The sequence below is a fragment of the Streptomyces gobiensis genome, from assembly GCF_021216675.1.
Classification (GTDB): domain Bacteria; phylum Actinomycetota; class Actinomycetes; order Streptomycetales; family Streptomycetaceae; genus Streptomyces; species Streptomyces gobiensis.
Map to the genome: position 1 here is coordinate 3,598,877 of NZ_CP086120.1, position 23,746 is coordinate 3,622,622.

Below are 23,746 nucleotides of genomic sequence, written 5' to 3' on the forward strand. Positions count from 1 at the left end.
GCGCGCCACGATCCGGGGCAGATGCTTTCACAACCCCCCACGGGTGCGGCACCGCGCGCCCGGCAGCCGCCCACGCTCCCCCCTCCTTGAGTGGGCGGCTGCCCTGCGTGTCCGCGCGGGGGGATGCACGATAGCCTGACGCCGGGTCTCTTGATGTAGAGAGATTCAAGGGATCCAAGAGATCCAGCCACCGACTGTCAGGTTCAACGGAGACCGCCATGACCCGCACTCCCGTCAATGTCACCGTCACCGGAGCCGCCGGCCAGATCGGCTACGCGCTGCTCTTCCGTATCGCCTCTGGCCAACTGCTCGGCCCGGATGTGCCGGTCAAGCTCCGTCTGCTGGAGATCACTCCGGCGCTGGGCGCCGCCGAGGGCACCGCGATGGAGCTCGAGGACTGCGCCTTCCCGCTGCTTCAGGGCATCGAGATCACCGACGACCCGAACGTCGCCTTCGACGGCGCCAACGTCGGCCTGCTGGTCGGTGCCCGGCCGCGGACGAAGGGCATGGAGCGCGGCGATCTGCTCGAGGCCAACGGCGGCATCTTCAAGCCGCAGGGTAAGGCCATCAACGATCACGCCGCGGACGACATCAAGGTGCTGGTCGTGGGCAACCCGGCCAACACGAATGCGCTGATCGCGCAGGCCGCGGCGCCGGACGTACCGGCCGAGCGGTTCACGGCGATGACTCGCCTGGACCACAACCGTGCGCTGTCGCAGCTCGCGAAGAAGACCGGTGTGCCGGTCTCCGAGATCAGGAAGCTCACGATCTGGGGCAACCACTCCGCGACTCAGTACCCGGACATCTTCCACGCGGAGGTCGCGGGCAAGAACGCGGCTGAGACCGTGAACGATGAGAAGTGGCTCGCCGACGAGTTCATCCCGACCGTCGCCAAGCGCGGTGCGGCGATCATCGAGGCCCGGGGCGCGTCCTCGGCGGCCTCGGCCGCCAATGCCGCCATTGACCACGTCCACACCTGGGTCAATGGCACTCCGGCTGGGGACTGGACCTCCATGGGTATCCCCTCGGACGGCTCTTACGGGGTCCCGGAGGGCCTGATCTCCTCCTTCCCCGTCACCTGCTCGGGCGGCTCGTACGAGATCGTCCAGGGTCTGGAGATCAACGACTTCTCGCGGGCTCGTATTGATGTCTCCGTTCAGGAGCTTACGGAGGAGCGCGAAGCGGTCCGCGGCCTTGGCCTGATCTGAGGTTCCCTCCCCCCAGCCCCCTGTGCGCGGCTCCCCGCCACGCCGGGGGGGCTTCGCCCCGTTGCGGGGTGCTGTGGGTGGGTTTCCCCGTATCCCGCCCCTTCCCGCTGTGTCGATATGCGGCTCCGCCGCGTGGCGGGGCTTTGCCCCGGGCCCCGGGGGTTTGCCGGGTGCGGGCCGGTGGCCGGGTGTTGTGCCCACCCACAGCCCCTCGCGGGGCTGCGAGTGCCCACAACAAGGTGGAGCCCTACCCGCGGTCAGTTGCCGATGCGTATGTCGATGCAGGCGTAGAACGCGTTGGGGGTGTCGGCTATGTTCCAGACCGCGAGCACCTTCTGGTGGCCGCTGATGCCACCGAAGTTGACCTGGTGCGTGACGGTCTCGCCCGGCCGGGCGCCGCCGTCGTTGAACTCCGCGACCTTGGTGCCGCCCACGAAGTACTGCCAGGTGCTGGTGGCGTGCCGGGCGGTCAGCCGCCACTGGAATGACTGGCTGCTGCTGACGGGGGTGACGGGCCAGCCCTTGCTGTCGTCGTCCAGCTCGGCGAACCGTCCGTTGCCACCGCTGCAGCTCCGCAGGCCCTTTGGCCCTTCGACGCTCTGCGGCTCGTACTTTATGTCGCCGCAGGAGACCGTTCCGGCTGCGCACTGGGCCTGGCGGGAGGGGGGTGAGTTCACATATCCGTGCGCGCTCGCCGGGCTGGCGGGCAGCGTGATGACGAGGAGAGGGGCGACTGCCGCGCCGATCGCGACGGCCAGCTTCCTGTTCTTGTGCATGCCAACTCCCTGATGGAGGCCGCCGCTCAAATGGGGGTTGAGGGCTTCGGCGGCCTCGTTGACTGTGGGGGGAGGCGAGTGGGTTCTTCACATCGCCAATTGGTCTAGACTTAACGATTGTCAGACCACCGTCAAGAGACCAGGGAGGGCTGGTTAGAGCTGGTCGGTCGGACGGATCATCAGCTCGCAGATGGACACATGGCGTGGCCGGGTGACGATAAAGCCGATGGATTCCGCGATATCGCGGGCTTCGAGCCGTTCGATGGCCTTGGCGTCCAGCTCCCGCTGGATCTCCGGCCGGTTGTGGGTGCGCAGCTCCGTGACCGTGCTGCCGGGCTCGATCACCGATACCCGGACGTGTCGTGCGGTCAGCTCCTGGCGCAGGCCCTCGCTGAAGGCACCCACGCCGAACTTCGTAGCGCTGTAGACCGCGCGGCCGCTCTTCGTGCGGCGGCCCAGTGTGGAGCCGACGTTGACGAGGTCCGCCACCCGGCGGTCGCCGTCGGTGGCGGCGCGGAGCAGATGGGGGATGGCGGCGTGGCTGGTGTACATCAGTCCGAGCAGGTTCACCTCGACCATCCGCTGCCACTCGTCCAGCTTGGCTTCCTCCGCGGGGCCGAGCAGCATCAGTCCCGCGTTGTTGACCACCGTGTCGAGCCGCCCGAGCTCGCTGACGGTCTGCTCCACGGCGTCGCGCGCCTGGTCCTCATCGGTGATGTCGGCCTGCCGTACCAGCGTGGCGTCGCCGCCGTCGCGCTGGATCCGGTCGGCCAGCCGGTCCAGACGATCGCGGCGCCGCCCCACCACAGCGACCGCCGCTCCCTCAGCGGCCAGGGCGAGGGCTGTCGCCTCACCTATTCCGCTGGTCGCTCCGGTCACCAGTGCCACGGTCCCGGACAGCCGCCGTGCTGTTTCTCCCATAGGCCCTCCCCTGTGGAGTCGGTTTGCACCCCGAGGCCTACCCAGCCGCTACCGGTGGCGACCGTCCGTATGACCGGATCCAGACAGACCGGTGCCTCGTGCACATATGCGATAACTCATGCGGCAGAGAGGTTCATTGGTGAGAGCCCCACTGCGCTCTACACTTCCGGGCTATACAGGCCAGCCGCTGGGCATCCCCGATATTGTGGGCATCCAATACCTCTGGCGACGACGGCGGACCGAGGCGGCCGCGAACCGTGGCGGTTGTGGCGGCTATGGCGGTTATGGCGGCTGGGACGAATCTGACACGCCGACTGGGTACACCTATTGGCCTAAGCTGTTCACCCGAGGAGCCCTGGTGGATGTCCCCATTAGGGGAGTAAAGCTGTACGTTCACAGCGTGCCAAAGACTTTTCATACCGCCGTCCGAATAACGGCAACTGCCGCGGCGCTGCTGCCCGCCCTGCTCGCCGGTGCCGTCCCCGCGTACGCGAAGGACACCGACGAGGCCAAACCGCCCGCCAAGATGTCCACGGTAGGGGGTGAACGGCTAGGCCGTCCCGGCACCCAGATAGAGCCGATCGACGGAGCCAAGGCGCCCAAGGTGCCAAAAGGGCTGACCGCACGGTCATGGATCGTGGCGGACGCGGAGAGCGGAGAGGTACTGGCCGCGCGCAACGCGCACTGGCGGCTGCCGCCCGCCTCCACGATCAAGATGCTGTTCGCTGACACCCTGCTGCCCAAGCTCAGCAAGGACATGGAGCACACCATCCTGCCCGAGGACTTGGCGGGGCTGGGCGAAGGCAGCAGCTCGGTGGGCGTCAAGGAGGACTACACCTACAAGGTCGACGACCTATGGAACGGGGTGTTCCTCAGGTCCGGCAATGACGCGGTGTTCGCGCTGGCCGCGCTGAACGGTGGCGTGACGAAGACCGTGCGGGAGATGAACGCGCGCGCCAAGGAGCTGGGCGCCGGGGACACCCATGTGGTCAGCCCGGACGGCTACGACGCCAAGGGGCAGCACTCGTCCGCGTACGACCTGACGCTGATCGCCCGCTCCGGAATGCAGAACCCCGACTTCCGCAGGTACGCCTCGACCGTACGGGCGAAGTTCCCGGGCGGGTACAAGGACGAGGAGGAGAAGAAGAAGCGGGAGTACTTCGAACTCCAGACCACCAACCGGCTGCTCATCGGGGACTACGGCCTGGAGCCCTATGAGGGCTTGGCCGGAATCAAGAACGGCTACACCAGCAAGGCGGGCTTCACCTTCACCGGTGTCGCCCAACGCGGCGACCGGAAGCTGCTGGTGACGGTCATGCACCCGGACAGCGGGCGCAACAGGGTCTACCAGGAGACGGCCAAGCTGCTGGACTGGGGCTTCAAGGCGGCCGGGAAGGTGCAGCCGGTCGGGGAACTGGTGCCGCCGGTGACCGAGCAGGAGGCCGTGAAGGCGGGTAACGGCAAGAACAGCGACGGTGACAAGGACGCGGTCGACAACACCGCCGTCGGCGGCGAGCAGGGGTCCGGCGGTTTTGGGATAGCCCTCGGCATCGCGGGCGCCACGCTGGTCGTGCTCGGAGCGGCGGCGTTCGCGGTGAACCGGCGCTGGCCCCTGCCCATCGCGATCACCCGGGGAGCGCCTCAGCGATCTCGTCCTCCGGAGGAGCGGGGTTAGGCCCCTCTCCCTCGCCTTCACCGCTGCTGTTCTCCGTCGCCGTCCAGGCGGCGCAGAACAGCAGCAGTTTCGTCATCAGGCTGATCCAGACGAGCAGCGCGACCGGCACGCCGAAGGCGCCATACATGTTCTTCGCCGCGACGCCCCTGAGATAGCCGCCGAGCAGCAGCTTCAGCAGCTCGAAACCGACCGCGCCCAGCAGCCCGGCCTCGATGACCACCCGCCGTGAAGGGCGTACCCCGGGCACCCGGGTCAGTACATACCAGAGCAGCAGGAAGTCAACGGCGACGGCCGCCACGACCGGGGCGGTCCGCAGCAGCCAGCCACCGGGCCCGGTCTGATCGACGCCGAGCTGATCGGCAGCCCAGTCCACGGCCCCGACGGCGAAGGCCGAACCGCCCAGGGAGAGGATGCCCACCGTGCCGAGCCCGGCCAGCAGGGCCAGATCCTTGAGCTTGCCGAGGACGAGGTTGGCCCTCTCCTCCGGCAGCAGCCACACCTCGCGCAGACACTCCCGCAGCGAGCGGATCCAGCCCAGACCCGTGAACAGCAGCAGCACACCCGCGATCAGGCCGACCGTACGAGCGTTGTCGACCAGGGACTGAAGGGGGAGCTGATCGGAGATGCCCGGCACCTGATCGGCAAGCCACTCCTCCATCTGCGCGACCCGCCCCGGGGTGAGCATCGCGGCACCGATCGCGGCGGCGAGGGCGAGCATCGGGAAGAGCGCGAGAAAGCTGATGAAGGTGATGGCGGCGGCCAGCCGGGACCAGTGCGTGTGGTCGAGGCGCACATAGGTACGCCATAGATGCGACCGCATCAGACGAACGACCAGAGGTCCGATAACGGGCTGCCGCGTCAACCAGTCCATGGGCGCGTTTCTACCCCCACGCCCCGCCCTGCACCTGTTCCGACAGGCAGGATGCCAGGCTTACGGCGCCGGGGCCGCCGGGCGGCGGCCCAGATCAACTTGGTGCGGCACGGTCGTCAGCGGCGGGGGCTGACCCGGCTGGCCCCCGAAACGGAACTCCCGCTGAAGCCGCCAGACGCCGTCCTCGCCCTGCTCGTAGAGGGCGAAGCCGGTCGTGGTCCAGGCCGCCTCGAAGTCCGCCAGCTCCGCGTATGCCGTATCCATGGCCTCCTCGGCGATGCCGTGGGCGATGGTCACATGGGGGTGATACGGGAACTGCAGCTCCCGGGCGAGCGGGCCGTCGGCCGCCCGCACCCGTTCCTGCAGCCAGCGGCAGGCCGAGCCGCCCTCGACGACCTGGACGAAGACCACCGGGGAGAGCGGGCGGAAGGTGTCCGTGCCGGACAGCCGCATCGGGAAGGCGCGCCCGGCCGCGGCGACCGCGGCCAGGTGCTCCTCAATGACGGGCCGGGCCGCCGGGTCGACCTCGGTGGGCGGCAGCAGGGTGACATGTGTGGGGATGCCATGGGCCGCGGGGTCGCCGAAGCCCGCGCGCCGCTCCTGTAGCAGGCTGCCGTACGGCTCCGGGACCGCGATCGATACGCCGAGCGTGACGGTCCCCGCTGTCCCCACGGTGTCTCCCTTCCCCAGCTCCAGTCAGTGCTTGGCGGGCAGGAAGCCCACCCGGTCGTAGGCCTGGGCGAGGGTTTCGGCGGCGACAGTGCGCGCCTTCTCCGCTCCCTTGGCCAGGATGGAGTCCAGCGTCTCCGGGTCATCCAGATATTCCTGGGTGCGCGCCCGGAAGGGCCCGACCCAGTCGGTGACGACCTCGGCGAGGTCGGTCTTGAGGGCACCGTAGCCCTTGCCCTCGTATCGGCGCTCCAACTCCGCGATGGTGGTGTCGGTGAGTGTGGAGTAGATGGTCAGCAGATTGCTGATGCCCGGCTTCTTCTCCACGTCGTAACGGATCTCCGTCTCCGTGTCGGTCACCGCGCTCTTGATCTTCTTCGCGGTGGTCTTGGGCTCGTCGAGGAGATTGACGATGCCCTTCGGCGTGGACGCCGACTTGCTCATCTTGATCGACGGGTCCTGGAGGTCGTAGATCTTCGCCGTCTCCTTGAGGATGTACGGCTGCGGGATGGTGAACGTCTGGCCGAACCGGGCGTTGAAGCGCTCAGCGACATCCCGGGTGATCTCGATGTGCTGCCGCTGGTCCTCACCGACCGGCACCTGATTGGCGTGGTACAGCAGGATGTCGGCGATCTGCAGGATCGGATAGGTGAACAGACCGACGGTCGTGCCCTCCGCGCCCTGCTTGGCGGACTTGTCCTTGAACTGGGTCATGCGGGAGGCCTCGCCAAAGCCGGTGAGACAGTTCATCACCCAGCCGAGCTGGGCATGCTCGGGGACATGGCTCTGGACGAAGAGAGTGCAGCGCTCGGGGTCGAGACCGGCGGCCAGCAGCTGGGCGGCGGAAAGCCGGGTAGCGGCCCGCAGCTCCCCCGGGTCCTGCGGGATCGTGATCGCGTGCAGGTCGACGACCGCGTAGAAGGCATCGTGGCTCTCTTGCAGTGCTACCCACTGGCGGACAGCGCCGAGGTAATTGCCGAGGTGGAAAGAGCCCGAGGTGGGCTGGATACCGGACAGCACACGGGGACGATCGTTAGCCATACGCGCCATTCTCGCAGAGAGGGAACCTTTCCCGGGCGCGTGGTGTGACGGAGGGTGTGCGGGCGCCGGGGTGCGCACCAGGCCCGCACCGGTCTGGCCCGGTTCCGGCCCTAGAGACCGCCGAGTGACAGACGATAGAAAGAGGCACCGCCTTCAGCATGCAAGATGAACGGAGCGCCGCGATGTCCAGCGTTTCACCAGGCAAAGCAGCAGAGTTGATCACTACCGCTGACGCCCACACCGCGCACACCTACCATCCGCTGCCGGTCGTTGTCGCCTCCGCGGAGGGGGCCTGGATGACCGATGTCGAGGGTCGCCGCTACCTCGACATGCTCGCCGGGTATTCGGCGCTCAACTTCGGCCATGGCCACCCACGGCTGATCGCCGCCGCCAAGGCCCAGCTGGAGCGGCTCACGCTCACCTCACGGGCCTTCCACCATGACCGCTTCGCGGCCTTCTGCACCGAGCTGGCCGAGCTGTGCGGCATGGAGTCCGTACTGCCGATGAACACCGGCGCCGAGGCGGTGGAGACAGCGGTCAAAACGGCCCGTAAGTGGGGCTACAAGGTCAAGGGCGTACCGGATGGCCAGGCGAAGATCATCGTCGCCGCCAACAACTTCCACGGCCGGACGACCACGATCATCAGCTTCTCCACGGATCAGGAAGCACGGGCGGACTACGGCCCGTACACCCCCGGCTTCGAGATCGTCCCCTATGGCGATCTGGCCGCGCTGGAAGCAGCTCTCGACAAGCACGGTGACCACACGGTCGCCGTCCTGCTGGAGCCGATCCAGGGCGAGGCGGGCGTCCTCGTACCGCCGCCCGGCTATCTGCCCGGGGTACGGGAGCTGACCCGCTCCCGGCAGGTGCTGTTCATCGCCGACGAGATCCAGTCCGGTCTGGGCCGTACGGGCAAGACCTTCGCCTGCGAGCACGAGGGCGTCGTGCCGGACATCTACGTACTGGGCAAGGCGCTCGGCGGCGGTGTGGTGCCGGTCTCGGCGATTGTGTCGTCCAACGAGATCCTGGGCATCTACCGGCCCGGTGAGCACGGCTCGACCTTCGGCGGCAATCCGCTGGCCTGCGCGGTGGCGCTGGAGGTCATCGCCATGCTGCGCAGCGGCGAGTTCCAGCAGCGGGCCACGGAGCTGGGCGACCATCTCCACCGTGAGCTGGGGCTGCTGGTCGGCACCGGCGCGGTCGAGGAGCTGCGCGGGCGCGGTCTGTGGGCGGGCGTGGACATCGCGCCCGCGCACGGCACGGGGCGGGAGATCTCCGAGCGGCTGATGGCCAAGGGGGTGCTGGTGAAGGACACCCACGGGTCGACGATCCGGATCGCCCCACCGCTGGTGATCAGCAAGGAGGACCTGGACTGGGCCCTGACCCAACTACGCGAAGTCCTGGCCGAGTAAGCCGAGAGCAGGGCTCCGCCCCCAGACCCCGAGGTGTTGTGGGCAGTCGTTCCGCAGGGCGTGGGGGCACCTCCCAGACGGAGTCTGGGGGAGGGTGGGCACAACACCGGCCACCGGCCCGCACCGGGCCAACCTCGGGGTCCGGGGCGAAGCCCCGGTTTCCGGGAAGGTGGGGGCACCTCCTGGGGGCACCTCCCAGACGGAGTCTGGGGGAGGTAGCTGGGGGAGGGACAGGGGAACCCACCCCGGAAACGGGGCCACCCCGCACCGTGCCCGCCCCTGCGCGGCACGCATACCGATCAGTCGTCCACGCCCCAGAGCCACTTCTTCCAGATGCCCTCATTCTCCTTGGCCCACTTCTCCGCCGCACCCTCCGGCGACATCCCATCCCCGGCGATCATCTTCGCGACCGCGTTCTGCTCATCCTCGCCCCACTCGAAGTTCTTGAGGAACTCCGCCGCGTTGCCGCCCTTCTTGGCGAAGTGGGCATTGAGGTACTTCTGGAGCTCGGTCTCCTGATAGCCACAGGCCGTCTTCTCGGCCTTGGCGTCACACCCCGGGTAGTACTCGGGCAACCGGACCTCGGCGAGCCCGACCTCGGCCTCCACCCAGTGCGGTGTCCACCAGTAGGTGAGGAACGGCTTCTCCTTCTCGGCCCGCGTGCGGATCTTCTCCAGCTGAGCTTCCTCGGAACCGAGGTGTACCAGCTTGTAGTTGAGGTCCAGATTCTTTATGAGCGCCGCGTCCTGGGACTTGAACGAGGGGTCTCCCTGGAACAGGACACCCTTTCCGTCGCTCTCCTGAGTACGGAACAGCTCCACGTACTTGTTGAGGTTCTCCCAGCGGGTGATTTCCCGGTTCTCATCCGCCAGGTAGCGCGGAACAAACCACCCTATTCGGCCCGTAACACCCAGCGGCCCGCCGGGTACGACCGTCTTCTCCTTCTCCACATACCGCTCGACCTGTTCGGGAAGGCCCCAGTCCTCAAGCACGGCGTCGGCCTTGCCCTCGCCAAGCGCCTTCCAGCCGTCCGCCTCCGTCATCTCCTCGACGGTGACCTCATAGCCCAGCTCTTTCTCCAGGATGTACTTGGCCACAGCCGTATTGGCCTGCCCACCGGTCCACAGCGGGGCGACCAGCGAGACGGGCTCCTTCTTGGCTGCGGAGTCGGTCCCACAAGCGCTCAGGGCGAGCAGAGCGAATGCTCCGGTCCCGGCGACGAGGGCCCTGCGGGAGCACTTACCGGCGCGTATAGCAAACATGTGCGTGTTTTCTTCAACCAATGGCAGGGGTGGGGGAAATACGCAAACTCTAACAGGGTCCGAACTGGCGTCTCCCCATGATTTTTAGGGTGATTTGCCCGCTTACCCACTACGGCAGCAACCGACACAGAGCATCCAGCGCCCCGCCGAAGGCGTGCTCAACCGGGGAAAATTGACATGTCCCTGGACCAGTACGGCCGTAGGGTCACCATCATGACCACACACGACCACACGCCCCGCATGGACTTCTTCAAGAACGCCCCAGAGGTCTACAAGGCCATGATCGCCCTCGACGCGGCCGCCCGTAAGGGCGTTGACCCTACCCTGGCCGAGCTGATCAAGATCCGCGCCTCTCAGCTCAACCACTGCGCGTTCTGTCTGAACATGCACATCAAGGATGCCCGCAAGCAGGGTGAGACCGAGGAGCGGATCTACCTGCTGAGCGCCTGGGAAGAGGCGGGCGCGTGCTACACCGAGAAGGAGCGGGCCGCCCTCGCCCTCACCGAGGCCATCACCGTACTGACCGACGGCTTCGTGCCGGACGAGGCCTACGAGCGGGCCGCCAAGCACTTCGAGGAGCCGGAGCTGGCCCAGATCATCGCCATGATCTTCACCATCAACTCCTGGAACCGGATCGCCGTCACCACCCGGATGCCGCCAGAACTCGGCTGATATCCGACGCGCCCTACGCGTCAGACAACCCTGCCGACTTTGATGACATGTACGGTGGCAGCTTTACCCGGAACTCCCAGCGCGGACGCGGCTGCGCGCTTCCACGAGTGGATAGGTCTTCATCGCACAAAATGTACACACCTGCGGGTCCGTGCACACTGTCCTGCGCGGGAACTCAGCTCTTGGGGAGCCACTTGCGCCATACGTCGGTGTTGGCCGCTGTCCACTTGGCTGCTGCTTCCGCCGGAGGCAGCCCGTCGCCCTCGATCATCTTGGCGACCTCGTTCTGCTGCTGTGTGGACCAGCGGAAGTTCTTCAGAAACTCTGCCGCGTCGCCGCCGTTCTCCTCGAAGTCGGCGTTGAAATACTTCTGCAGCGGGGTGTTGGCATAGGCGCAGTCCGTGAACTTCTTCGGCTTGTTACAACCCTCCGCGTAATCCGGGAGCTTGACCTCCACCAGGTCCAGGTCCAGGTTCTTCCAGTGCGGCTCCCACCAGTAGGTGAGGAAGGGCTCCCGGGCCGCGTACTTCGCCTCGATCTCCTTGAGCAGACCCGCTTCGCCCTTGGTGGGCTTGATCGTGAGGTTCAGTTCCAGGTTCTTGATGAGGTGCGTGTCGTTTGAGGTGAAGGACTTGTCCGGGCCAAGGAATTCGCTCTTGAAGTCCTTCGCGTGCTTGTTGAGGTTCTTCCAGTCGGTGATTTCCGGGTTCTCGTCCGCGTAGTACCTCGGCACGAACCAGCCGATGTGCCCGGTGACTCCCAGGTCGCCGCCCTCGACAACGGTCTTCTTGTCGTCGATGTACTTCTTTTCCCGCTCACGCTCGCCCCGCCAGTCCTCCAGAACCGCGTGCACCGTACCGTCGTTCATCCCGTCCCAGGAGTCTCCCGCGTTCATCTCCTCAGTCCTGACGCGGACGTTCAGCTCCTTCTCCAGGAGGTGCTGGGCCACGGCGGCATTGGCCTGGGCCCCGGCCCAGCTCGGCACCGCGATGGTGATCTCCTCGTATCCGGCGCCGTTCTTGTCGTCCCCGTCCCCGCCGGAGACGCACGCGCTCAGCACAAGCAGGCCGAGTGCGGCGGTTCCGGCGCCGATGGTGGTCCGTATCCGCTTGCTGTCACGCATCTGGGAACTTCTCTCCTCTGGACAGACGGTCGGCAGCATCCCCCCACAACGGGTGGGCCCCGGAACGCACGGCGTTCCGGGGCCCTCTCAGTGTGCGGCACTCAGCCGCGACGGCGCATCAGGCAGAAAAGCGGGTCACTTCTTCGGGAGCCACTTCTTCCAGGTGTCCTCGTTGTCCTTGATCCACTTGGCCGCCGCGTTCTTCGGGGACATGCCGTCGCCCTTAATCATCTTGGCGACCTCGTTCTGGTCCTCGGTCTCCCACTCGAAGTTCTTCAGGAACTCCGCCGCGTCGCCGCCGTCCTTGGCGAAGTCGGCGTTGAAGTACTTCTGCAGCATGAGGGTGTCGTAGCCGCACTCGGTCTTCTCCTTGGGCTCATTGCAGCCCTCGGTGTACTCCGGCAGCTTGACCTCGACCATGTCGATCTCGGAGTTCATCCACTGCGGGTCCCACCAGTAGGTGAGGAACGGCTTCTCAGCCTTGTAGAGCCGCTGGATCTCCTTGAGCTGGGCCGCCTCGCTGCCGGTCGGCAGGATCTTGTAGTCCAGCTTGTGGTTCTTGATGAGGTACTTGTCGTAGGAGGTGTACGACGGGGCCGCACCGATGAACTGGCCCTTGCCACCGGACTCGGACGTCTTGAAGTCGTCCTTGAAGTCGTTGAGGTTCTTGTAGTCCAGGACCTCGGGGTTCTTGTCCGCGTAGTACTTGGGGACAAACCAGCCGATGTGCCCGGTGACGCCGAGGCCGCCGCCCTTGACGACGGTCTTCTTGTCGTCGACGTACCGCTTGACCTTCTCCGGAGCGCCGCCCCAGTCCTCCAGGATCGCGTCGGCCTTGCCGCTGTTCAGGGCGTTGAACGCGACCGACTCGTCCATCTGCTCCTGCTTGACCCGGACGCCCAGCTCGTCCTCGAGGAGCTGGGCCGCCACCGCGGCGTTGGCCTGCGCGCCGACCCAGGACGGGACGGCGATGGTGACCTTCTTGGCACCCTTGCCATCGCCCCCCGCGCCGGTGTCGGCGGCGCCGCAGGCGCTGAGGGCGATCATGCCGAGCACGCCGGTACCGGCGATGAGGGACGTACGTATCAGTTTGCTGTTCATGATGAGTCGTGCTCTTTCCTGTGGTGTGGTGGCAAAAATCCTGGAATGTATCGGTTCGTTCATCGGTGGTCCGGTGTACGGGCACCTGGTTGGGTGATCCGGTCGAGCATCAAGCCGAGGCAGACGATGGCGATACCGGCGGGCAGGCCGAGGGCCAGATCGCCCCTGGACAGCCCCTCGATCACATCGATGCCCAGGGCGCCGCCGCCCACCATGCCGGCGATGACCACCATGGACAGCACCAGCACCACGCCCTGGTTCACGGCGACCAGCAAGGCCTTACGGGCCAGCGGCAACTGCACCTGGCGCAGCTGCTGCCAGCTGGTGGCGCCCATCGAGCGGGCGGCCTCCACCGCTGCCGGATCGACCTGCTTGATGCCCTGGGCGGTGATACGGACCACGGCGGGCAGGACGAAGACCACCGCCGCGGCGATGCCCGCGGTGCGGCCCACGCCGAACAGGGCGATCACCGGGATCAGATAGACGAACTGCGGCATGGTCTGCATGGTGTCGAGCACCGGCCGCAGCAGCCGCTCCACCCGCTCGACACGGGCGGCCACAATGCCGATCAGGAAGCCGAGCAGCAGCGTCAGCAGCAGACCCGCCAGCACCTGGGAGAGGGTGTCCAGCGACTTGGTCCACAGGCCCAGCGCACCGGCCACCGCCATGGCGGCGGTGGCGGTGAGCGCGGCCCGCCAGCGGCCCGCCACCCAGGCCAGCACGGCGACCAGCAGCAGCAGTGCCCACCACGGTGTGGCGTTCAGCCCGCTGCGCAGCGGGTTGAGGACCCAGACGGTGAAGTTCTCCGCCCAGACGAGGGTGCCGCCGACCACCGGGATGCCCTCGCCGAGGTGCTCTTCGAACCACGCGATGGAGCTGTTCACGGGGTCGGCGATGTTCACGATCCACGCCGAGGGCCACTCCCGTTCCGCCAGCCTTGAGCCGACCGCGGCGAGCACGCCGCCAACCGCCGCGAGCCCGAGCCAGGACGGCCAGCCACGCAGCCGTGCGGCCCAGCCGGAACCGCCGCTGTGCTCGGTGGTCTCGGCCAGCTGCTCACCCGCGGCCGCGGTCGTACGGTCCAGCAGCACGGCGAGCAGCACGATAGCGATACCGGCGGCGAGCGCCAAGCCGACGTCCACCTGGCCGAGCGCGGTGTAGATCTCGTTACCGAGACCACCGGCACCGACCACGGAGGCGAGAACGACCATCGACAGACACATCATGATGGTCTGGTTGAGGCCGAGCATCATCTCCTTGCGCGCCAGCGGCAGCCGGGCGGTCCACAGCCGCTGCAGCGGGCTCGCTCCGAGCGAGGCGGAGGCCTCCAGTGCGGCCGGGTCGGCGCCGCGCAGCCCCAGCGAGGTGAGCCGGGCCATCGGCGGAGCCGCGTAAATGACGGTCGCGATCAGAGCCGACGGCACTCCGATGTCAAAGAGGAGCACAAACGGCAGCAGATACGCGAACGCGGGCATCACCTGCATGGTGTCGAACACCGGCCGCAGCATGCGGTCGCAGATGTCGGAGAGCCCAGCGGCGAGTCCCAGGAGCAGACCGAGGGCACCGGCGGCGGCGACGGCCACCGTCATCAGTGCCAGGGTCTCCATGGTCCGGTCCCACACGCCCAGCATTCCGCAGGCCGCGAAGACACCGAGTGCGGTACCGGCCGTACGCAGCGCACGCTTGCGCAGCCCGGCGCCGCCCGCGTACCAGGCGATCAGCGTGCCCATCACGGTGACGCCGATCCAGCTGAGCGACTCGAAGAGCTCAACCAGGCTGTACACCGAAGTTTCGGCGGCGTTGCTGATGTGCAGCAGGAAGTAAAGGAAGATCCAGTGCGTGGTGCGGTTGTCGATCAGCCAGTTGTTCAGGTCTTCCAGCGGGGCGCGCACATCGTAGGTGAGCCCGCCCGGCCAGCCGCCGGAGCCGGTCACCACGGCGCTGACCACGACGAACAGGAACGTCACGGTGAGCAGCAGCCCCCGGGGGCTGTTCAGCAGCCGCGCCAGCGGTCCCGGGCCGGTCGCGGACACCGGCTGCGGTGCCGCGGCAGGCGGGGACTCGGGCTTGGTGAGGGTCTCAGCGGCGCTCATACAACCGCCACCTCTCGGTCCTCCCCGTCCTCGGCCTCCCCGCCGTCGGCGTCCCGGTCCTCGGCTTCCTGGTCCACGTTCGCGACCACGGCGAGCAGCCGCTCATGGTCGACGATGCCGAGGGTGCGGCCGTTCTCGACGACACGGACGTGCTCGCCGCTGCGGGCCACGGCCTCGATCGCGTCGACGACCAGGGTGCCCGGTGCGACGGCCACGCCCGAGTCGGTCTCGGTGCTGCCGGCCGGGCGCATGGCGCGGCGTACGGTGATGACCTGCTCGCGCGGGACATCGCGGACGAAGTCCCGTACGTATTCATCGGCCGGGTTGGCGACGATCTCCTCGGGGGTGCCGAGCTGCACGATCTCGCCGTCACGCATGAGCGCGATACGGTCGCCCAGACGCAGCGCCTCGGAGAGGTCGTGGGTGATGAAGACCATCGTGCGGCCCTCTTCGCGGTGCAGCCGGATGACCTCTTCCTGCATATCGCGGCGGATCAGCGGGTCAAGCGCGCTGAACGGCTCGTCGAAGAGCAGGACCTCGGGGTCGGAGGCGAGGGCGCGGGCCAGGCCGACGCGCTGCTGCTGGCCGCCGGAGAGCTGGCCGGGGCGGCGGTCGGCGAGTCCGTCCAGTCCGACCTTCGCCACCATCTCGGCGGCGCGCCGGCGGCGCTCGGCCTTGCCCATGCCCTGGATCTCCAGGCCGTAGGCGACGTTGTCGATGACGGTGCGGTGCGGCAGCAGACCGAAGTGCTGGAAGACCATGGCGGCACGGTGCCGGCGCAGCTCGCGCAGCCGGTTCTTGTCCATGGCGAGGACATCCTCGCCGTCGATCTCGAGCGTGCCGCTAGTCGGCTCGATGAGCCGGGTCAGACAGCGCACCAGCGTGGACTTGCCGGAGCCGGAGAGGCCCATCACGACAAAGACCTCGCCCTTGTGGACGTCGAAGGAGACATCGCGGACGGCCGCCGTGCAGCGGGTCTTCTCGCTCAGTTCGCCGGCGCTCAGCCCGGCGAGTTCCTTGTTGCCGGGTATCCGGCCGGCCTTGGGACCGAAGACCTTCCACAGATTGCGGACGGAGAACACCGGCTCGGTGGCTGCGGCTTCAGACACAGACATTACGCAACACCTCCCGGTGTCAAGGACGAACTTTTCAACAGGTCAGCCGCCTTCTCACCGACCATGAGCACACCGATCATCGGGTTGACCGCGGTCATCGTCGGGAAGACGGAGGCATCCGCGATACGGATACCGGCCAGCCCCCGGATCTTCAACTCAGGGTCCACAACGGCGAGTTCATCGTCGGCCGCGCCCATCCGGCAGGTGCCCGCCGGGTGGTAGACGGTGTGCGCGACCTTGCGGGCGTACTCGCTGATCTCCTCGTCCGAGGTGACCTCCGGTCCGGGGCAGACCTCGCGCCCCAGCCAGGTGGCGAACGGCTCGGTCCTGGCGATCTCACGGGCGAGCTTGATGCCGTCGACCAGGGTCTGGGCGTCGTAGCCCGCCTCGTCCGTGAAGTAGCCGAAGTCAAGCGCGGGCTTGACCTCGGGGTCGGCGCTGGTGAGGTAGAGACGGCCACGGCTGCGCGGCTTGGGGATGTTGGGCGTCATCGACACCCCGTGCTCGGGCTTCTCATAGCCCAGCCGCTCGGGGTTGTCGGTGAACGGGATCTGGTAGAAGTGGAACATCAGATCCGGGCCCTTGAACTCCGGGTCCCGGCGGACGAACAGACCCGCGTCGGAGTCCATCGCGGAGTTCTCGGGGATCGGTCCGTCGGTCTCCCAGACGATGACCGACTCGGGGTGGTCGAGCAGGTTCTCGCCGACGCCCGGCAGATCGTGGGTCACCGGGATGCCCAGGGCCTCCAGGTCCTTCTTCGGCCCGATGCCGGAGTGCATCAGCAGCCGCGGGGTGTCCACCGCGCCGGCACAGACCAGCACCTCGCGGGCGGCCTCCACCAGGATCTCCTCGCCGTCCTTGGTACGGACGTGGACACCGGTGGCGCGGTCGCCGTCCAGCTCCAGCTTGTACGCCCAGGTCTCCAGGAGCAGATGAAGATTGGGGCGGTCACCGGCCTCGATATGCGGGTGGAGGTAGGCGACGGAGGCCGAGGAGCGCTTGTTGGTCTCCGGGTGGTACGAGAGGTCGAAGAAGCCCGCACCCTCATCGAAGGGCTGCTTGTTGAAGCCCTCAACCCGGGGAACACCGAGGGCCGAGACGGCCGCCTCGACCCAGTCGCGGGCGATGGCGTTCCGGTCCTTCTCGTCCACGGGAACGATGTTGTTGCGCAGCTTGCCGAAGTACGGGTCCATCGCCTTGGCGTTCCAGCCTGCGGCGCCCGCCTCCTCCCACTCATCCCAGTCGGACGGCAGCGGCTTGAAGGATATGAGGGTGTTGTGCGAGGAGCACCCGCCCAGGACCTTGGCCCGGCTGTGCCGGATGTGGGAGTTGCCGTTCGGCTGCGGCGTGGTGGGGTAGTCGTAGTCGAGCTCGCCACCGAGCAGGCCGAGCCAGCGGCGCAGGGTCAGCACCTCCGGCTTGTCGATATCGGAGGGGCCGCCCTCGATGACGGCCACTGTGACGTTCGGATCCTCGGTGAGGCGGGAAGCGATGACAGAACCCGCCGTGCCGCCGCCGATGACGACGTAGTCGTAGCTGATCATGGGTGGGTGTTGCTCTCCTTGAGGGGTGAAGCGCGGGGATGCCTCGGGTTGTGCTGAGCGTCGTCGGTCAGCCGGCGAACCAGCGAACGGGGGAGGGACGCAGGTTCTCGTACACGTGCTTGGTCTCGCGGTACTCATCGAGGCCGGCCGGGCCGAGCTCACGCCCGACACCGGACTTGCCAAAGCCACCCCACTCCGCCTGCGGCAGATACGGGTGGAAGTCGTTGATCCAGATGGTGCCGTGACGCAGCCGTGCGGCCACCCGGCGCGCGCGGGCGGTGTCGCCGGAGAAGACCGCACCCGCGAGACCGTACTCGGTGTCGTTTGCCAGTTCTACCGCTTCGTCCTCGTTGGTGAAGGTCTCCACGGTGAGGATGGGCCCGAAGGTTTCCTCACGGATCACCTTCATGGCGCGGTGGCAGTGGTCGAGCACGGTCGGCGAGTAGAAGTAGCCGCTGGCCGGGCGGGCCTCGCTGGGCTTCGGGCGCTCACCGCCACAGCGCAGCGTCGCACCCTCGGCCAGTGCGGAGGCGACATACGCCTCGGTCTTGTCCAGCTGCTGCTGGGATACGAGCGGTCCGCACTCAACGCCGTCCTCGGTACCCCGGCCGAGCTTGATGAGCTGAGCGCGGCGGGCGAGCTCGGTGACGAACCGGTCGCGGACCGACTCCTCGATGATGAGGCGGCTGCCGGCGGAGCAGACCTGGCCGCTGTGGATGAAGGCGGCGTTGAGCGCCTGGTCGACGGCGGTGTCGAAGCCTTCCTCGGTGGCGCAGGCGTCGGCGAAGACCACATTGGGGTTCTTGCCGCCCAGCTCCAGGGCGACCTTCTTGACGGTGGGGGCGGCGGCCTGGGCGACCTTGACACCGCTGATGAGTCCACCGGTGAAGGAGACGAGGTCGACATCGGGGTGCTCGGCGAGCCGGGCGCCGACCGGGTTGCCCGCGCCGGTGACCACATTGCCGACTCCGGCCGGGAGTCCGGCCTCCACCAGGAGCTTCATCAGGTGGACGGTGGAGAGGGGGGTGACCTCGCTGGGCTTGATCACAAAAGTATTGCCCGCGGCCAGTGCCGGGGCGATCTTCCAGCTGGCCTGGAGCAGTGGATAGTTCCAGGGCGTGATCATCGCGCAGACGCCGACCGGCTCGTGCACGACGACGCTGTGAACGTCCGCGCTACCCGCGTCGACCACCCGTCCGCCGGACTCGTTCATGACGAGGTCGGCGAAGTATCGGAAGGCGTTGGTGACGTCATCGACGTCGACCCGGCCCTCTTCGAGGGTCTTACCGGTGTCGCGGGACTCGATGAGCGCGATCTCCGCCCGGTCGCGCTGCAGCAGATCGGCGACGCGGCGCAGCAGGGCGGCGCGCTCGGCGGTAGGGGTCTGCGGCCAGTCACCGGCGTCGAAGGCACGGCGGGCAGCGGCGATGGCGTCGTCGGTGTCCTCGGTGCCGCCCTCGGCCACGGTCGCGAGGATGCTGGCGTCCGCGGGGTCCAGGACGTCCCGGGTGTTACCGGCTGTGGCGGTTCGCCACACTCCGTCTACGTGAATGGTCTCGATTCCCGACACGTCTGCTTGCTGCCTTTCCTGACCGATTTGTTACATGCCAGTCGCACTGGCAACTGGCACCCCTGCCCCGTCCTCTTCCTCTCATGTCAATAAAGCCGCCCTAAGTGGCCTTCCTCACGGTGGGGGTGCGCCATCAGTGGACGGAAAGTACGGTGAAAGGGTTATTTATCCCGGTATGAGCACCGGAGGGCTGAGACATGCCGAAGCGTTACGGTGCGTTTACGGGCGGTGTATGCGCCATAGCCCTGCTCGGCGCCACCCCCGCCGGGGCTGCCGTGGCGGACCTGGAGGACCTCTCGGGCCAGGAAATCGCCGACCGGTCGAAGAAGGCACTGGATTCCGCGGAATCCCTGCGCCTCACCCTGGAGCAAGGAGGGGATTTTCCCTTCACCATGAAGCTGGCGCTGGATGAGGACGACAACTGCGCCGGTTCCATCGACCGTGGGGAGAACGGCTCCGTAGAGCTGCTGAAACGCGGCCAAGTGGTCTGGATGAAGCCCGACTCGGCCTTCTGGAAGCATGAGATCGGCGGCGAACAGGGCGATCTCATCGCCCGGCTCTTCAAGAACCGCTATATCAGGGGCACTACCGATGACCCGATACTGGCGGCCGTGGCCGCCCCGTGCGATATGGCGGGCTTCCGCGCGGCGAGCGAGGACTCCGAGGATTCCCCGTGGAGCAAGGGGAAACAGACCACGGTCAATGGCCAGAAAGCGATGTCGATCAGCCGTCAACGGGACGGCACCCGCATCACCTTGTTTGTGGCCGCCAAGGGCAAGCCCTATCCGCTGAAGGTCGAACGGCAGGACGCGGTCCAGCGGGGCAGCCTGACGATCTCCGACTACGACAAGCCGGTCCCCGACCGGAGGCCCTCATCGAAGGAATCGGTAGACGTCTCCCAACTCCAGGACCACCTGCAACAACCCAAAGAGGCCGGAGAGTTCCTCCCCTGACCCAGCGGAGCGGCTGACCACCCCGGTCGCCGGAGGGTTTCCCCTAACCCACCCCTTCCCGAAACTGGGGGCTGCCGCCCCCAGACCCCAGCGTTGTGGGCAGTCGTTCCGCAGGGCGGAACGGGTGGGCACAACACCCGCCCACCGTCCCGCACCCGGCAAACCCCGGGGGCCCGGGGCGAAGCCCCGGTTACGGGAAGGGGCGGGATACGGGGACACCCACCTGCGGCACCCCCGCAACGGGGCTAAGCCCCGCCACGCGGCGGAGCCGCATTGGGGGAGCCCCACCCAACCCCGACATGCGGGCCGGGCCGTTTCGGCGGATTCTGACGGTATGGCTGCGCCTATCATCGTGCACCCACCCTCCCCGTCCGGCGGCCGCCGGGTCACGACCCGGGCCGGGGAGATCCTGGGTCTGGCTCACAGCCAGCACGACCTGCTGGAATTCCTCCGGCGGGCCGGGCTGAGCGAGGACGACGCCGCTCTGGACGATCCAGAGCTGGTGGAGTGGCGCGGCGGTGGCCCGCTCAGTGGGTGGGGGACGTAGCCGCCCAGCCGGACCAGCGCGTCACGGCGATCTCGATCACCGGGCCTTCCGGCGGCCGTTCCGCGTACTGCGGGTACTTCTCCGTGAGCAGGCGGACGGGCTCGGTGCGGGCGGAGCCCTGCAGGATCTGGGCCGTGCCGTCCGCGCGGACCCACCACAGCTCCGACCAGTCGTCGCTGTACAGATCCGCGAGCACGCATACGGCGCTGTTGGTACGGATGTTGCTCAGCCGCCGGAGGTGGAGATGCCTCTTGGGCTTGTCGTCGATCGCCGTGACCACCACATCGCCGCGCACCGCGAAGAGGATGGGGACTTGGTGCGGACGCCCCTCCTGATCCACGGTCGCCAGCCGCAGAACGCGCATCCTTTCCAGCCGTTTCCGTGCCTCTGCCTCTGGAAGCCGCATAGGCACGACCGTATCCCCGCGTCGTCCCCACGTCGGCGCGGCGGCACGGCGTGGCGGGCCTGGCCGCGCGCCGGCCGGTCAGGCCTGCTTGGCTGCGAGCTCCACCACGGTGATGTCGGCCTCGGCGCCCACCCGGACCGGCGGTCCCCAGGTGCCCGCGCCCCGTGTGACATAGAGCTGGGTGTCGCCGTAGCGCTCCAGCCCGGCGAGCGTGGGGTTGGCCAGGTCGGCGAGGATATTGCCGGGCCACATCTGGCCGCCGTGGGTGTGGCCGGAAAGTTGCAGGTCGACGCCCCGCCGGACCGCGTCATGGATCTGCACCGGCTGGTGGGCGAGGAGAACGGAGGCCCGGGAGATATCCCGGTCGCCCAGCGCCTTGTCGAAGTCCGGGCCGTCACCGTAGTTCTCGCCCGCGACATCATTGACCCCGGCGAGATCGAAGTGCCGCAGCTCCTCGCGCTCGTTGCGCAGGGGCCGGATGCCCAGCTCACGTACGTGGTCGACCCACTCCCCGGCGCCGGAGAAGTACTCATGGTTTCCGGTGACGAAATACGCTCCGTCGCGCGCCGTGAGCTGGGCGAGCGGCTCGGCGGCCGGGCCGAGGTTCGCCACGGAGCCATCGACCAGATCGCCGACGATCGCGATCAGATCGGGGCTGGTCTTGTTGATGATGTCGACGATGCGCTGGGTGTGCGCACGGCCGAGAATCGGCCCGAGGTGGATATCGCTGACCACGGCGATCCGGTAGCCATGGGCACCCCGTGGCAGCTTGGCCAGCGGAATCCGTACCCGCTTCAGCTTGGGCCCGGCGCCCACCACGCTGTACGCCCCGTATCCCACCGTCGTGGCGGCCACGGTGCCCGCCGTAACGGCGGCGGCTCGTGCGATGAACAGCCGCCGGGACGGCTGCGGCTGCATATCGCGCGAGCCGGCCGGGGCGGCGACCGCTGTCCTGCGCCGCAGGTCGACGCCGCCGCCCGCGGTACCGGCCGCGGTACCAGTTGCGGCGATGCTGCTCTGCCCCAGCGGCCCGAGCGACTCGGTCTCCCCGGTGACCGGCCGCCTCGCGTCGCGCCGCTCCAGCGCTCTGCGGACCAGTGGCCGCACCGGCTCCAGTACCAGCAGGGCCAGCAGCAGATAGACCAGCAGTGCGAACCAGAGGAAGCCCGGCCAGGCGAGTATCTGCTGGACGGGGAAGGGCATCCCCAGCCGCTCGGCCAGCTGGGCGCAGACGGCCAGCACCGGGAGGGCGAAGGCGAGGGCCGTGCCGATGCGGCGGTAGCCGCTGCCGGGGGCCGAGACATCGCGGACCAGCCGCCGCCAGAGGTACCAGTGCACGGTGCTGAAGACACAGAGGACCGACAGCGCGATCACGATGAAGATGGCCATGCCCGGCTCCCCGCCCTACGGTTGATCGGCTGATTTCCGCAGCGCCCGGAGCCCCCGCAGGCCGATGATCCCGATCGCCGTGCCCAGCGCGAGGGAGGTGATCGCGAGCAGCAGATGCACCCAAAAGTACCCGGTGGGATTGCCCGCATCATCAAAAGCGAGCCCGCTGGTGTCTTTCCACAGGTTTTTCACGAACGTGATCCAGATGAACCAGGACCACACACCGAAAGCCAGGAGGAACCAGGACACGGGGCGACTGAGCTTCATGCCGCTCAGTATGCGCGAGGCTTCGCCGGACCATGAACCGGAAACCCGGCGTGGTCCGGCGAAGCCGGCCGTGCGTGGTGGTGGTCGGCGGCCGGGCTGTCAGCTTGACTGCGCTTCCTGGTAGAGCTTCTGGGCGTCATCGCCGAAGTACGGGCCGTACATCGTGTTCGGCCGGAAGTTGTACTTGAAGCTGTTCACCGAGGACTGCAAGCCCTTGCCCGTGGCCTCATCGAACGCGGTGAACCACGGACCGCCACTGGAACCGCCCGTCATATCGCAGGTCATCCCATGACTGCGGGTGAGCAGGAAGTCGCGTGAAGTCCTGCCGCCGCAGTAGATGAACTTCTCCCCGTCGTACGGAGCGGCGGCGGGGAAGCCGAAGGCGTACATGTCCTTGTTGTAGCCGGTGTTGAAGGCGAGGCCCTGACCACCGACGACATCGGTCAGCCGCTTGCCGTCCAGCGGGTTGACGACGGCGGCGCCGACGTCGTAGTTGATGTCCTCACTCGCCACCCACTGGGATGTGGCCAGCGTCTTGGCCGCCGTCCACTTGCCGTGCGGGGCCTGACCGTCGTGGTAGCCGGGCACGAACACCCAGTCGGTGTGCCAGTTGCCGTTCAGCTTGACGCAGTGCCCGGCGGTGATCACCGTACTGGCGTTGTCGCTGGTGACGGCGTTACCCGAGCAGGAGGCGCTACGGCCGTTGTAGGTGAAGAACACCCGTCCGGCGGTGGCGACGACATCACCGCCGCTCGTCCATGGCCCCCCACTTTCGGGAAAGGCCTGGCTCCCCACGGATTTCTTCGGGCTGATGGGGTCGATGGTCGCTCTGGCGCCGCTTGGCACGGCGGCCGAGAGCGCCGGGACATCGGCGCGGCTGACCGAGAGCTGATCGAGCGGAGTGGCCTTCCGCATCCGCTCGGCGGTCCAGTGACCACTGACCCGCTCCTGGGCGGTGGCCGATATCGCGGCGGATCGGGCGGATATGGAATCGGCGGAGGGATCTGCGGGCGAGGCCGGCGCTGCGCCGGCCGGGCTGGCCAGTGCCCCCGCGGTCAGCAGGGCACCAACGACGATCAGGGAACCGAGGGCAGAACGGGGATTGCGTTTCACGCGTGCTCCTTCTGCGAC

22 protein-coding genes are annotated in these 23,746 nt (G+C 67.6%); 6 read left to right on the plus strand and 16 right to left on the minus strand.

Features of this window, described 5'->3' with window-relative positions:
* Window positions 1–218: 218 nt before the first annotated feature.
* Complete coding sequence (locus test1122_RS16875) at window positions 219–1,208, plus strand: malate dehydrogenase (RefSeq protein ID WP_232269996.1); 990 nt, start codon at window positions 219–221, stop codon at window positions 1,206–1,208.
* A gap of 257 nt (window positions 1,209–1,465) precedes the next feature.
* Here test1122_RS16875 and test1122_RS16880 read toward each other — a convergent pair whose 3' ends face one another.
* Window positions 1,466–1,984, minus strand: coding sequence for a lytic polysaccharide monooxygenase auxiliary activity family 9 protein (locus test1122_RS16880; RefSeq protein ID WP_232269997.1), 519 nt, complete (start codon window positions 1,982–1,984; stop codon window positions 1,466–1,468).
* Window positions 1,985–2,137: 153 nt separating this feature from the next.
* The gene (locus test1122_RS16885) at window positions 2,138–2,905 is read right to left on the minus strand and encodes an SDR family NAD(P)-dependent oxidoreductase (RefSeq protein WP_232269998.1); all 768 of its coding nucleotides are present in this window, start codon (window positions 2,903–2,905) and stop codon (window positions 2,138–2,140) included.
* 400 nt (window positions 2,906–3,305) lie between these two features.
* Between test1122_RS16885 and test1122_RS16890 the strand changes: the two genes are divergently transcribed.
* On the plus strand, window positions 3,306–4,580 hold the full coding sequence (locus test1122_RS16890; protein WP_422396995.1) for a D-alanyl-D-alanine carboxypeptidase family protein: 1,275 nt from the start codon (window positions 3,306–3,308) through the stop codon (window positions 4,578–4,580).
* Here the strand turns inward: test1122_RS16890 and test1122_RS16895 are convergent.
* Genes test1122_RS16895 through trpS form a run of 3 tightly spaced genes read right to left on the minus strand, consistent with a single transcriptional unit; the run spans window position 4,531 to window position 7,161 of the window.
* Entirely contained in the window at window positions 4,531–5,451 is a 921-nt protein-coding gene (locus tag test1122_RS16895) for a YihY/virulence factor BrkB family protein (protein WP_232269999.1), read from the minus strand. The genes test1122_RS16890 and test1122_RS16895 overlap by 50 nt on opposite strands.
* Window positions 5,452–5,511: 60 nt before the next feature.
* The gene (locus test1122_RS16900) at window positions 5,512–6,123 is read right to left on the minus strand and encodes a 2'-5' RNA ligase family protein (protein WP_232270000.1); all 612 of its coding nucleotides are present in this window, start codon (window positions 6,121–6,123) and stop codon (window positions 5,512–5,514) included.
* Window positions 6,124–6,147: 24 nt separating this feature from the next.
* Window positions 6,148–7,161, minus strand: coding sequence for a tryptophan--tRNA ligase (gene trpS, locus test1122_RS16905; RefSeq protein WP_232270001.1), 1,014 nt, complete (start codon window positions 7,159–7,161; stop codon window positions 6,148–6,150).
* A gap of 182 nt (window positions 7,162–7,343) precedes the next feature.
* Between trpS and rocD the strand changes: the two genes are divergently transcribed.
* Window positions 7,344–8,573 (plus strand): ornithine--oxo-acid transaminase, encoded by a 1,230-nt coding sequence (rocD, locus tag test1122_RS16910; RefSeq protein ID WP_232270002.1) that lies wholly within the window; start codon window positions 7,344–7,346, stop codon window positions 8,571–8,573.
* Window positions 8,574–8,872: 299 nt separating this feature from the next.
* Here rocD and test1122_RS16915 read toward each other — a convergent pair whose 3' ends face one another.
* On the minus strand, window positions 8,873–9,835 hold the full coding sequence (locus test1122_RS16915) for a glycine betaine ABC transporter substrate-binding protein (protein WP_232270003.1): 963 nt from the start codon (window positions 9,833–9,835) through the stop codon (window positions 8,873–8,875).
* Window positions 9,836–10,048: 213 nt separating this feature from the next.
* On the opposite strand from test1122_RS16915, the gene test1122_RS16920 reads away from it, so the two are divergent.
* Window positions 10,049–10,507, plus strand: a complete 459-nt coding sequence (locus test1122_RS16920; RefSeq protein ID WP_232270004.1) for a carboxymuconolactone decarboxylase family protein — start codon at window positions 10,049–10,051, stop codon at window positions 10,505–10,507.
* A gap of 175 nt (window positions 10,508–10,682) precedes the next feature.
* Here test1122_RS16920 and test1122_RS16925 read toward each other — a convergent pair whose 3' ends face one another.
* From test1122_RS16925 to test1122_RS16950, 6 genes are all read right to left on the minus strand, one after another.
* Complete coding sequence (locus tag test1122_RS16925) at window positions 10,683–11,630, minus strand: glycine betaine ABC transporter substrate-binding protein (protein ID WP_232270005.1); 948 nt, start codon at window positions 11,628–11,630, stop codon at window positions 10,683–10,685.
* Window positions 11,631–11,765: 135 nt separating this feature from the next.
* Window positions 11,766–12,731: a glycine betaine ABC transporter substrate-binding protein gene (locus test1122_RS16930; protein WP_232270006.1), complete on the minus strand. Its 966-nt coding sequence runs from the start codon at window positions 12,729–12,731 to the stop codon at window positions 11,766–11,768.
* 59 nt (window positions 12,732–12,790) lie between these two features.
* Window positions 12,791–14,824, minus strand: coding sequence for an ABC transporter permease (locus tag test1122_RS16935; RefSeq protein ID WP_232270007.1), 2,034 nt, complete (start codon window positions 14,822–14,824; stop codon window positions 12,791–12,793).
* A complete protein-coding gene (locus test1122_RS16940; protein WP_232270008.1) occupies window positions 14,821–15,939 on the minus strand; it encodes a quaternary amine ABC transporter ATP-binding protein in 1,119 nt (372 codons plus the stop codon). Before test1122_RS16940 ends, test1122_RS16935 begins: the two co-directional genes overlap by 4 nt.
* Window positions 15,939–17,483, minus strand: a complete 1,545-nt coding sequence (locus test1122_RS16945; RefSeq protein ID WP_232270009.1) for a GMC family oxidoreductase — start codon at window positions 17,481–17,483, stop codon at window positions 15,939–15,941. The genes test1122_RS16940 and test1122_RS16945 overlap by 1 nt, the downstream gene beginning before the upstream one ends.
* A 67-nt stretch (window positions 17,484–17,550) precedes the next feature.
* Window positions 17,551–19,053, minus strand: a complete 1,503-nt coding sequence (locus test1122_RS16950; protein WP_232270010.1) for an aldehyde dehydrogenase family protein — start codon at window positions 19,051–19,053, stop codon at window positions 17,551–17,553.
* 197 nt (window positions 19,054–19,250) lie between these two features.
* Between test1122_RS16950 and test1122_RS16955 the strand changes: the two genes are divergently transcribed.
* Window positions 19,251–20,006, plus strand: coding sequence for a hypothetical protein (locus test1122_RS16955; RefSeq protein ID WP_232270011.1), 756 nt, complete (start codon window positions 19,251–19,253; stop codon window positions 20,004–20,006).
* 334 nt (window positions 20,007–20,340) lie between these two features.
* Window positions 20,341–20,553, plus strand: coding sequence for a hypothetical protein (locus test1122_RS16960; RefSeq protein ID WP_232270012.1), 213 nt, complete (start codon window positions 20,341–20,343; stop codon window positions 20,551–20,553).
* On the opposite strand, the gene test1122_RS16965 is transcribed toward test1122_RS16960, so the two are convergent.
* From test1122_RS16965 to test1122_RS16980, 4 genes are all read right to left on the minus strand, one after another.
* Window positions 20,534–20,959: a TIGR03668 family PPOX class F420-dependent oxidoreductase gene (locus test1122_RS16965; protein ID WP_232270013.1), complete on the minus strand. Its 426-nt coding sequence runs from the start codon at window positions 20,957–20,959 to the stop codon at window positions 20,534–20,536. The genes test1122_RS16960 and test1122_RS16965 overlap by 20 nt on opposite strands.
* A 78-nt stretch (window positions 20,960–21,037) precedes the next feature.
* Window positions 21,038–22,348: a metallophosphoesterase gene (locus tag test1122_RS16970; RefSeq protein WP_232270014.1), complete on the minus strand. Its 1,311-nt coding sequence runs from the start codon at window positions 22,346–22,348 to the stop codon at window positions 21,038–21,040.
* A 15-nt stretch (window positions 22,349–22,363) separates the two neighbouring features.
* Complete coding sequence (locus tag test1122_RS16975; protein ID WP_232270015.1) at window positions 22,364–22,615, minus strand: SCO4848 family membrane protein; 252 nt, start codon at window positions 22,613–22,615, stop codon at window positions 22,364–22,366.
* Between the two features lie 99 nt (window positions 22,616–22,714).
* Window positions 22,715–23,728 carry a trypsin-like serine peptidase gene (locus test1122_RS16980; protein ID WP_232270016.1) on the minus strand — a complete coding sequence of 338 codons (1,014 nt, stop codon included), beginning with the start codon at window positions 23,726–23,728 and terminating at the stop codon, window positions 22,715–22,717.
* Between the last annotated feature and the right edge of the window lie 18 nt (window positions 23,729–23,746).

Excerpts from the sequence above, each read along its gene's own strand:
- test1122_RS16930 (WP_232270006.1), bottom strand. The coding sequence starts at position 12,731 with ATGAACAGCAAACTGATACGTACGTCCCTCATCGCCGGTACCGGCGTG.
- test1122_RS16945 (WP_232270009.1), bottom strand. The coding sequence starts at position 17,483 with ATGATCAGCTACGACTACGTCGTCATCGGCGGCGGCACGGCGGGTTCT.
- test1122_RS16925 (WP_232270005.1), bottom strand. The coding sequence starts at position 11,630 with ATGCGTGACAGCAAGCGGATACGGACCACCATCGGCGCCGGAACCGCC.
- test1122_RS16915 (WP_232270003.1), bottom strand. The coding sequence starts at position 9,835 with ATGTTTGCTATACGCGCCGGTAAGTGCTCCCGCAGGGCCCTCGTCGCC.
- trpS (WP_232270001.1), bottom strand. The coding sequence starts at position 7,161 with ATGGCTAACGATCGTCCCCGTGTGCTGTCCGGTATCCAGCCCACCTCG.
- test1122_RS16960 (WP_232270012.1), top strand. The coding sequence starts at position 20,341 with ATGGCTGCGCCTATCATCGTGCACCCACCCTCCCCGTCCGGCGGCCGC.
- test1122_RS16970 (WP_232270014.1), bottom strand. The coding sequence starts at position 22,348 with ATGGCCATCTTCATCGTGATCGCGCTGTCGGTCCTCTGTGTCTTCAGC.
- test1122_RS16955 (WP_232270011.1), top strand. The coding sequence starts at position 19,251 with ATGCCGAAGCGTTACGGTGCGTTTACGGGCGGTGTATGCGCCATAGCC.
- rocD (WP_232270002.1), top strand. The coding sequence starts at position 7,344 with ATGTCCAGCGTTTCACCAGGCAAAGCAGCAGAGTTGATCACTACCGCT.
- test1122_RS16920 (WP_232270004.1), top strand. The coding sequence starts at position 10,049 with ATGACCACACACGACCACACGCCCCGCATGGACTTCTTCAAGAACGCC.
- test1122_RS16975 (WP_232270015.1), bottom strand. The coding sequence starts at position 22,615 with ATGAAGCTCAGTCGCCCCGTGTCCTGGTTCCTCCTGGCTTTCGGTGTG.
- test1122_RS16885 (WP_232269998.1), bottom strand. The coding sequence starts at position 2,905 with ATGGGAGAAACAGCACGGCGGCTGTCCGGGACCGTGGCACTGGTGACC.
- test1122_RS16895 (WP_232269999.1), bottom strand. The coding sequence starts at position 5,451 with ATGGACTGGTTGACGCGGCAGCCCGTTATCGGACCTCTGGTCGTTCGT.
- test1122_RS16875 (WP_232269996.1), top strand. The coding sequence starts at position 219 with ATGACCCGCACTCCCGTCAATGTCACCGTCACCGGAGCCGCCGGCCAG.
- test1122_RS16965 (WP_232270013.1), bottom strand. The coding sequence starts at position 20,959 with ATGCGGCTTCCAGAGGCAGAGGCACGGAAACGGCTGGAAAGGATGCGC.
- test1122_RS16880 (WP_232269997.1), bottom strand. The coding sequence starts at position 1,984 with ATGCACAAGAACAGGAAGCTGGCCGTCGCGATCGGCGCGGCAGTCGCC.
- test1122_RS16935 (WP_232270007.1), bottom strand. The coding sequence starts at position 14,824 with ATGAGCGCCGCTGAGACCCTCACCAAGCCCGAGTCCCCGCCTGCCGCG.
- test1122_RS16940 (WP_232270008.1), bottom strand. The coding sequence starts at position 15,939 with ATGTCTGTGTCTGAAGCCGCAGCCACCGAGCCGGTGTTCTCCGTCCGC.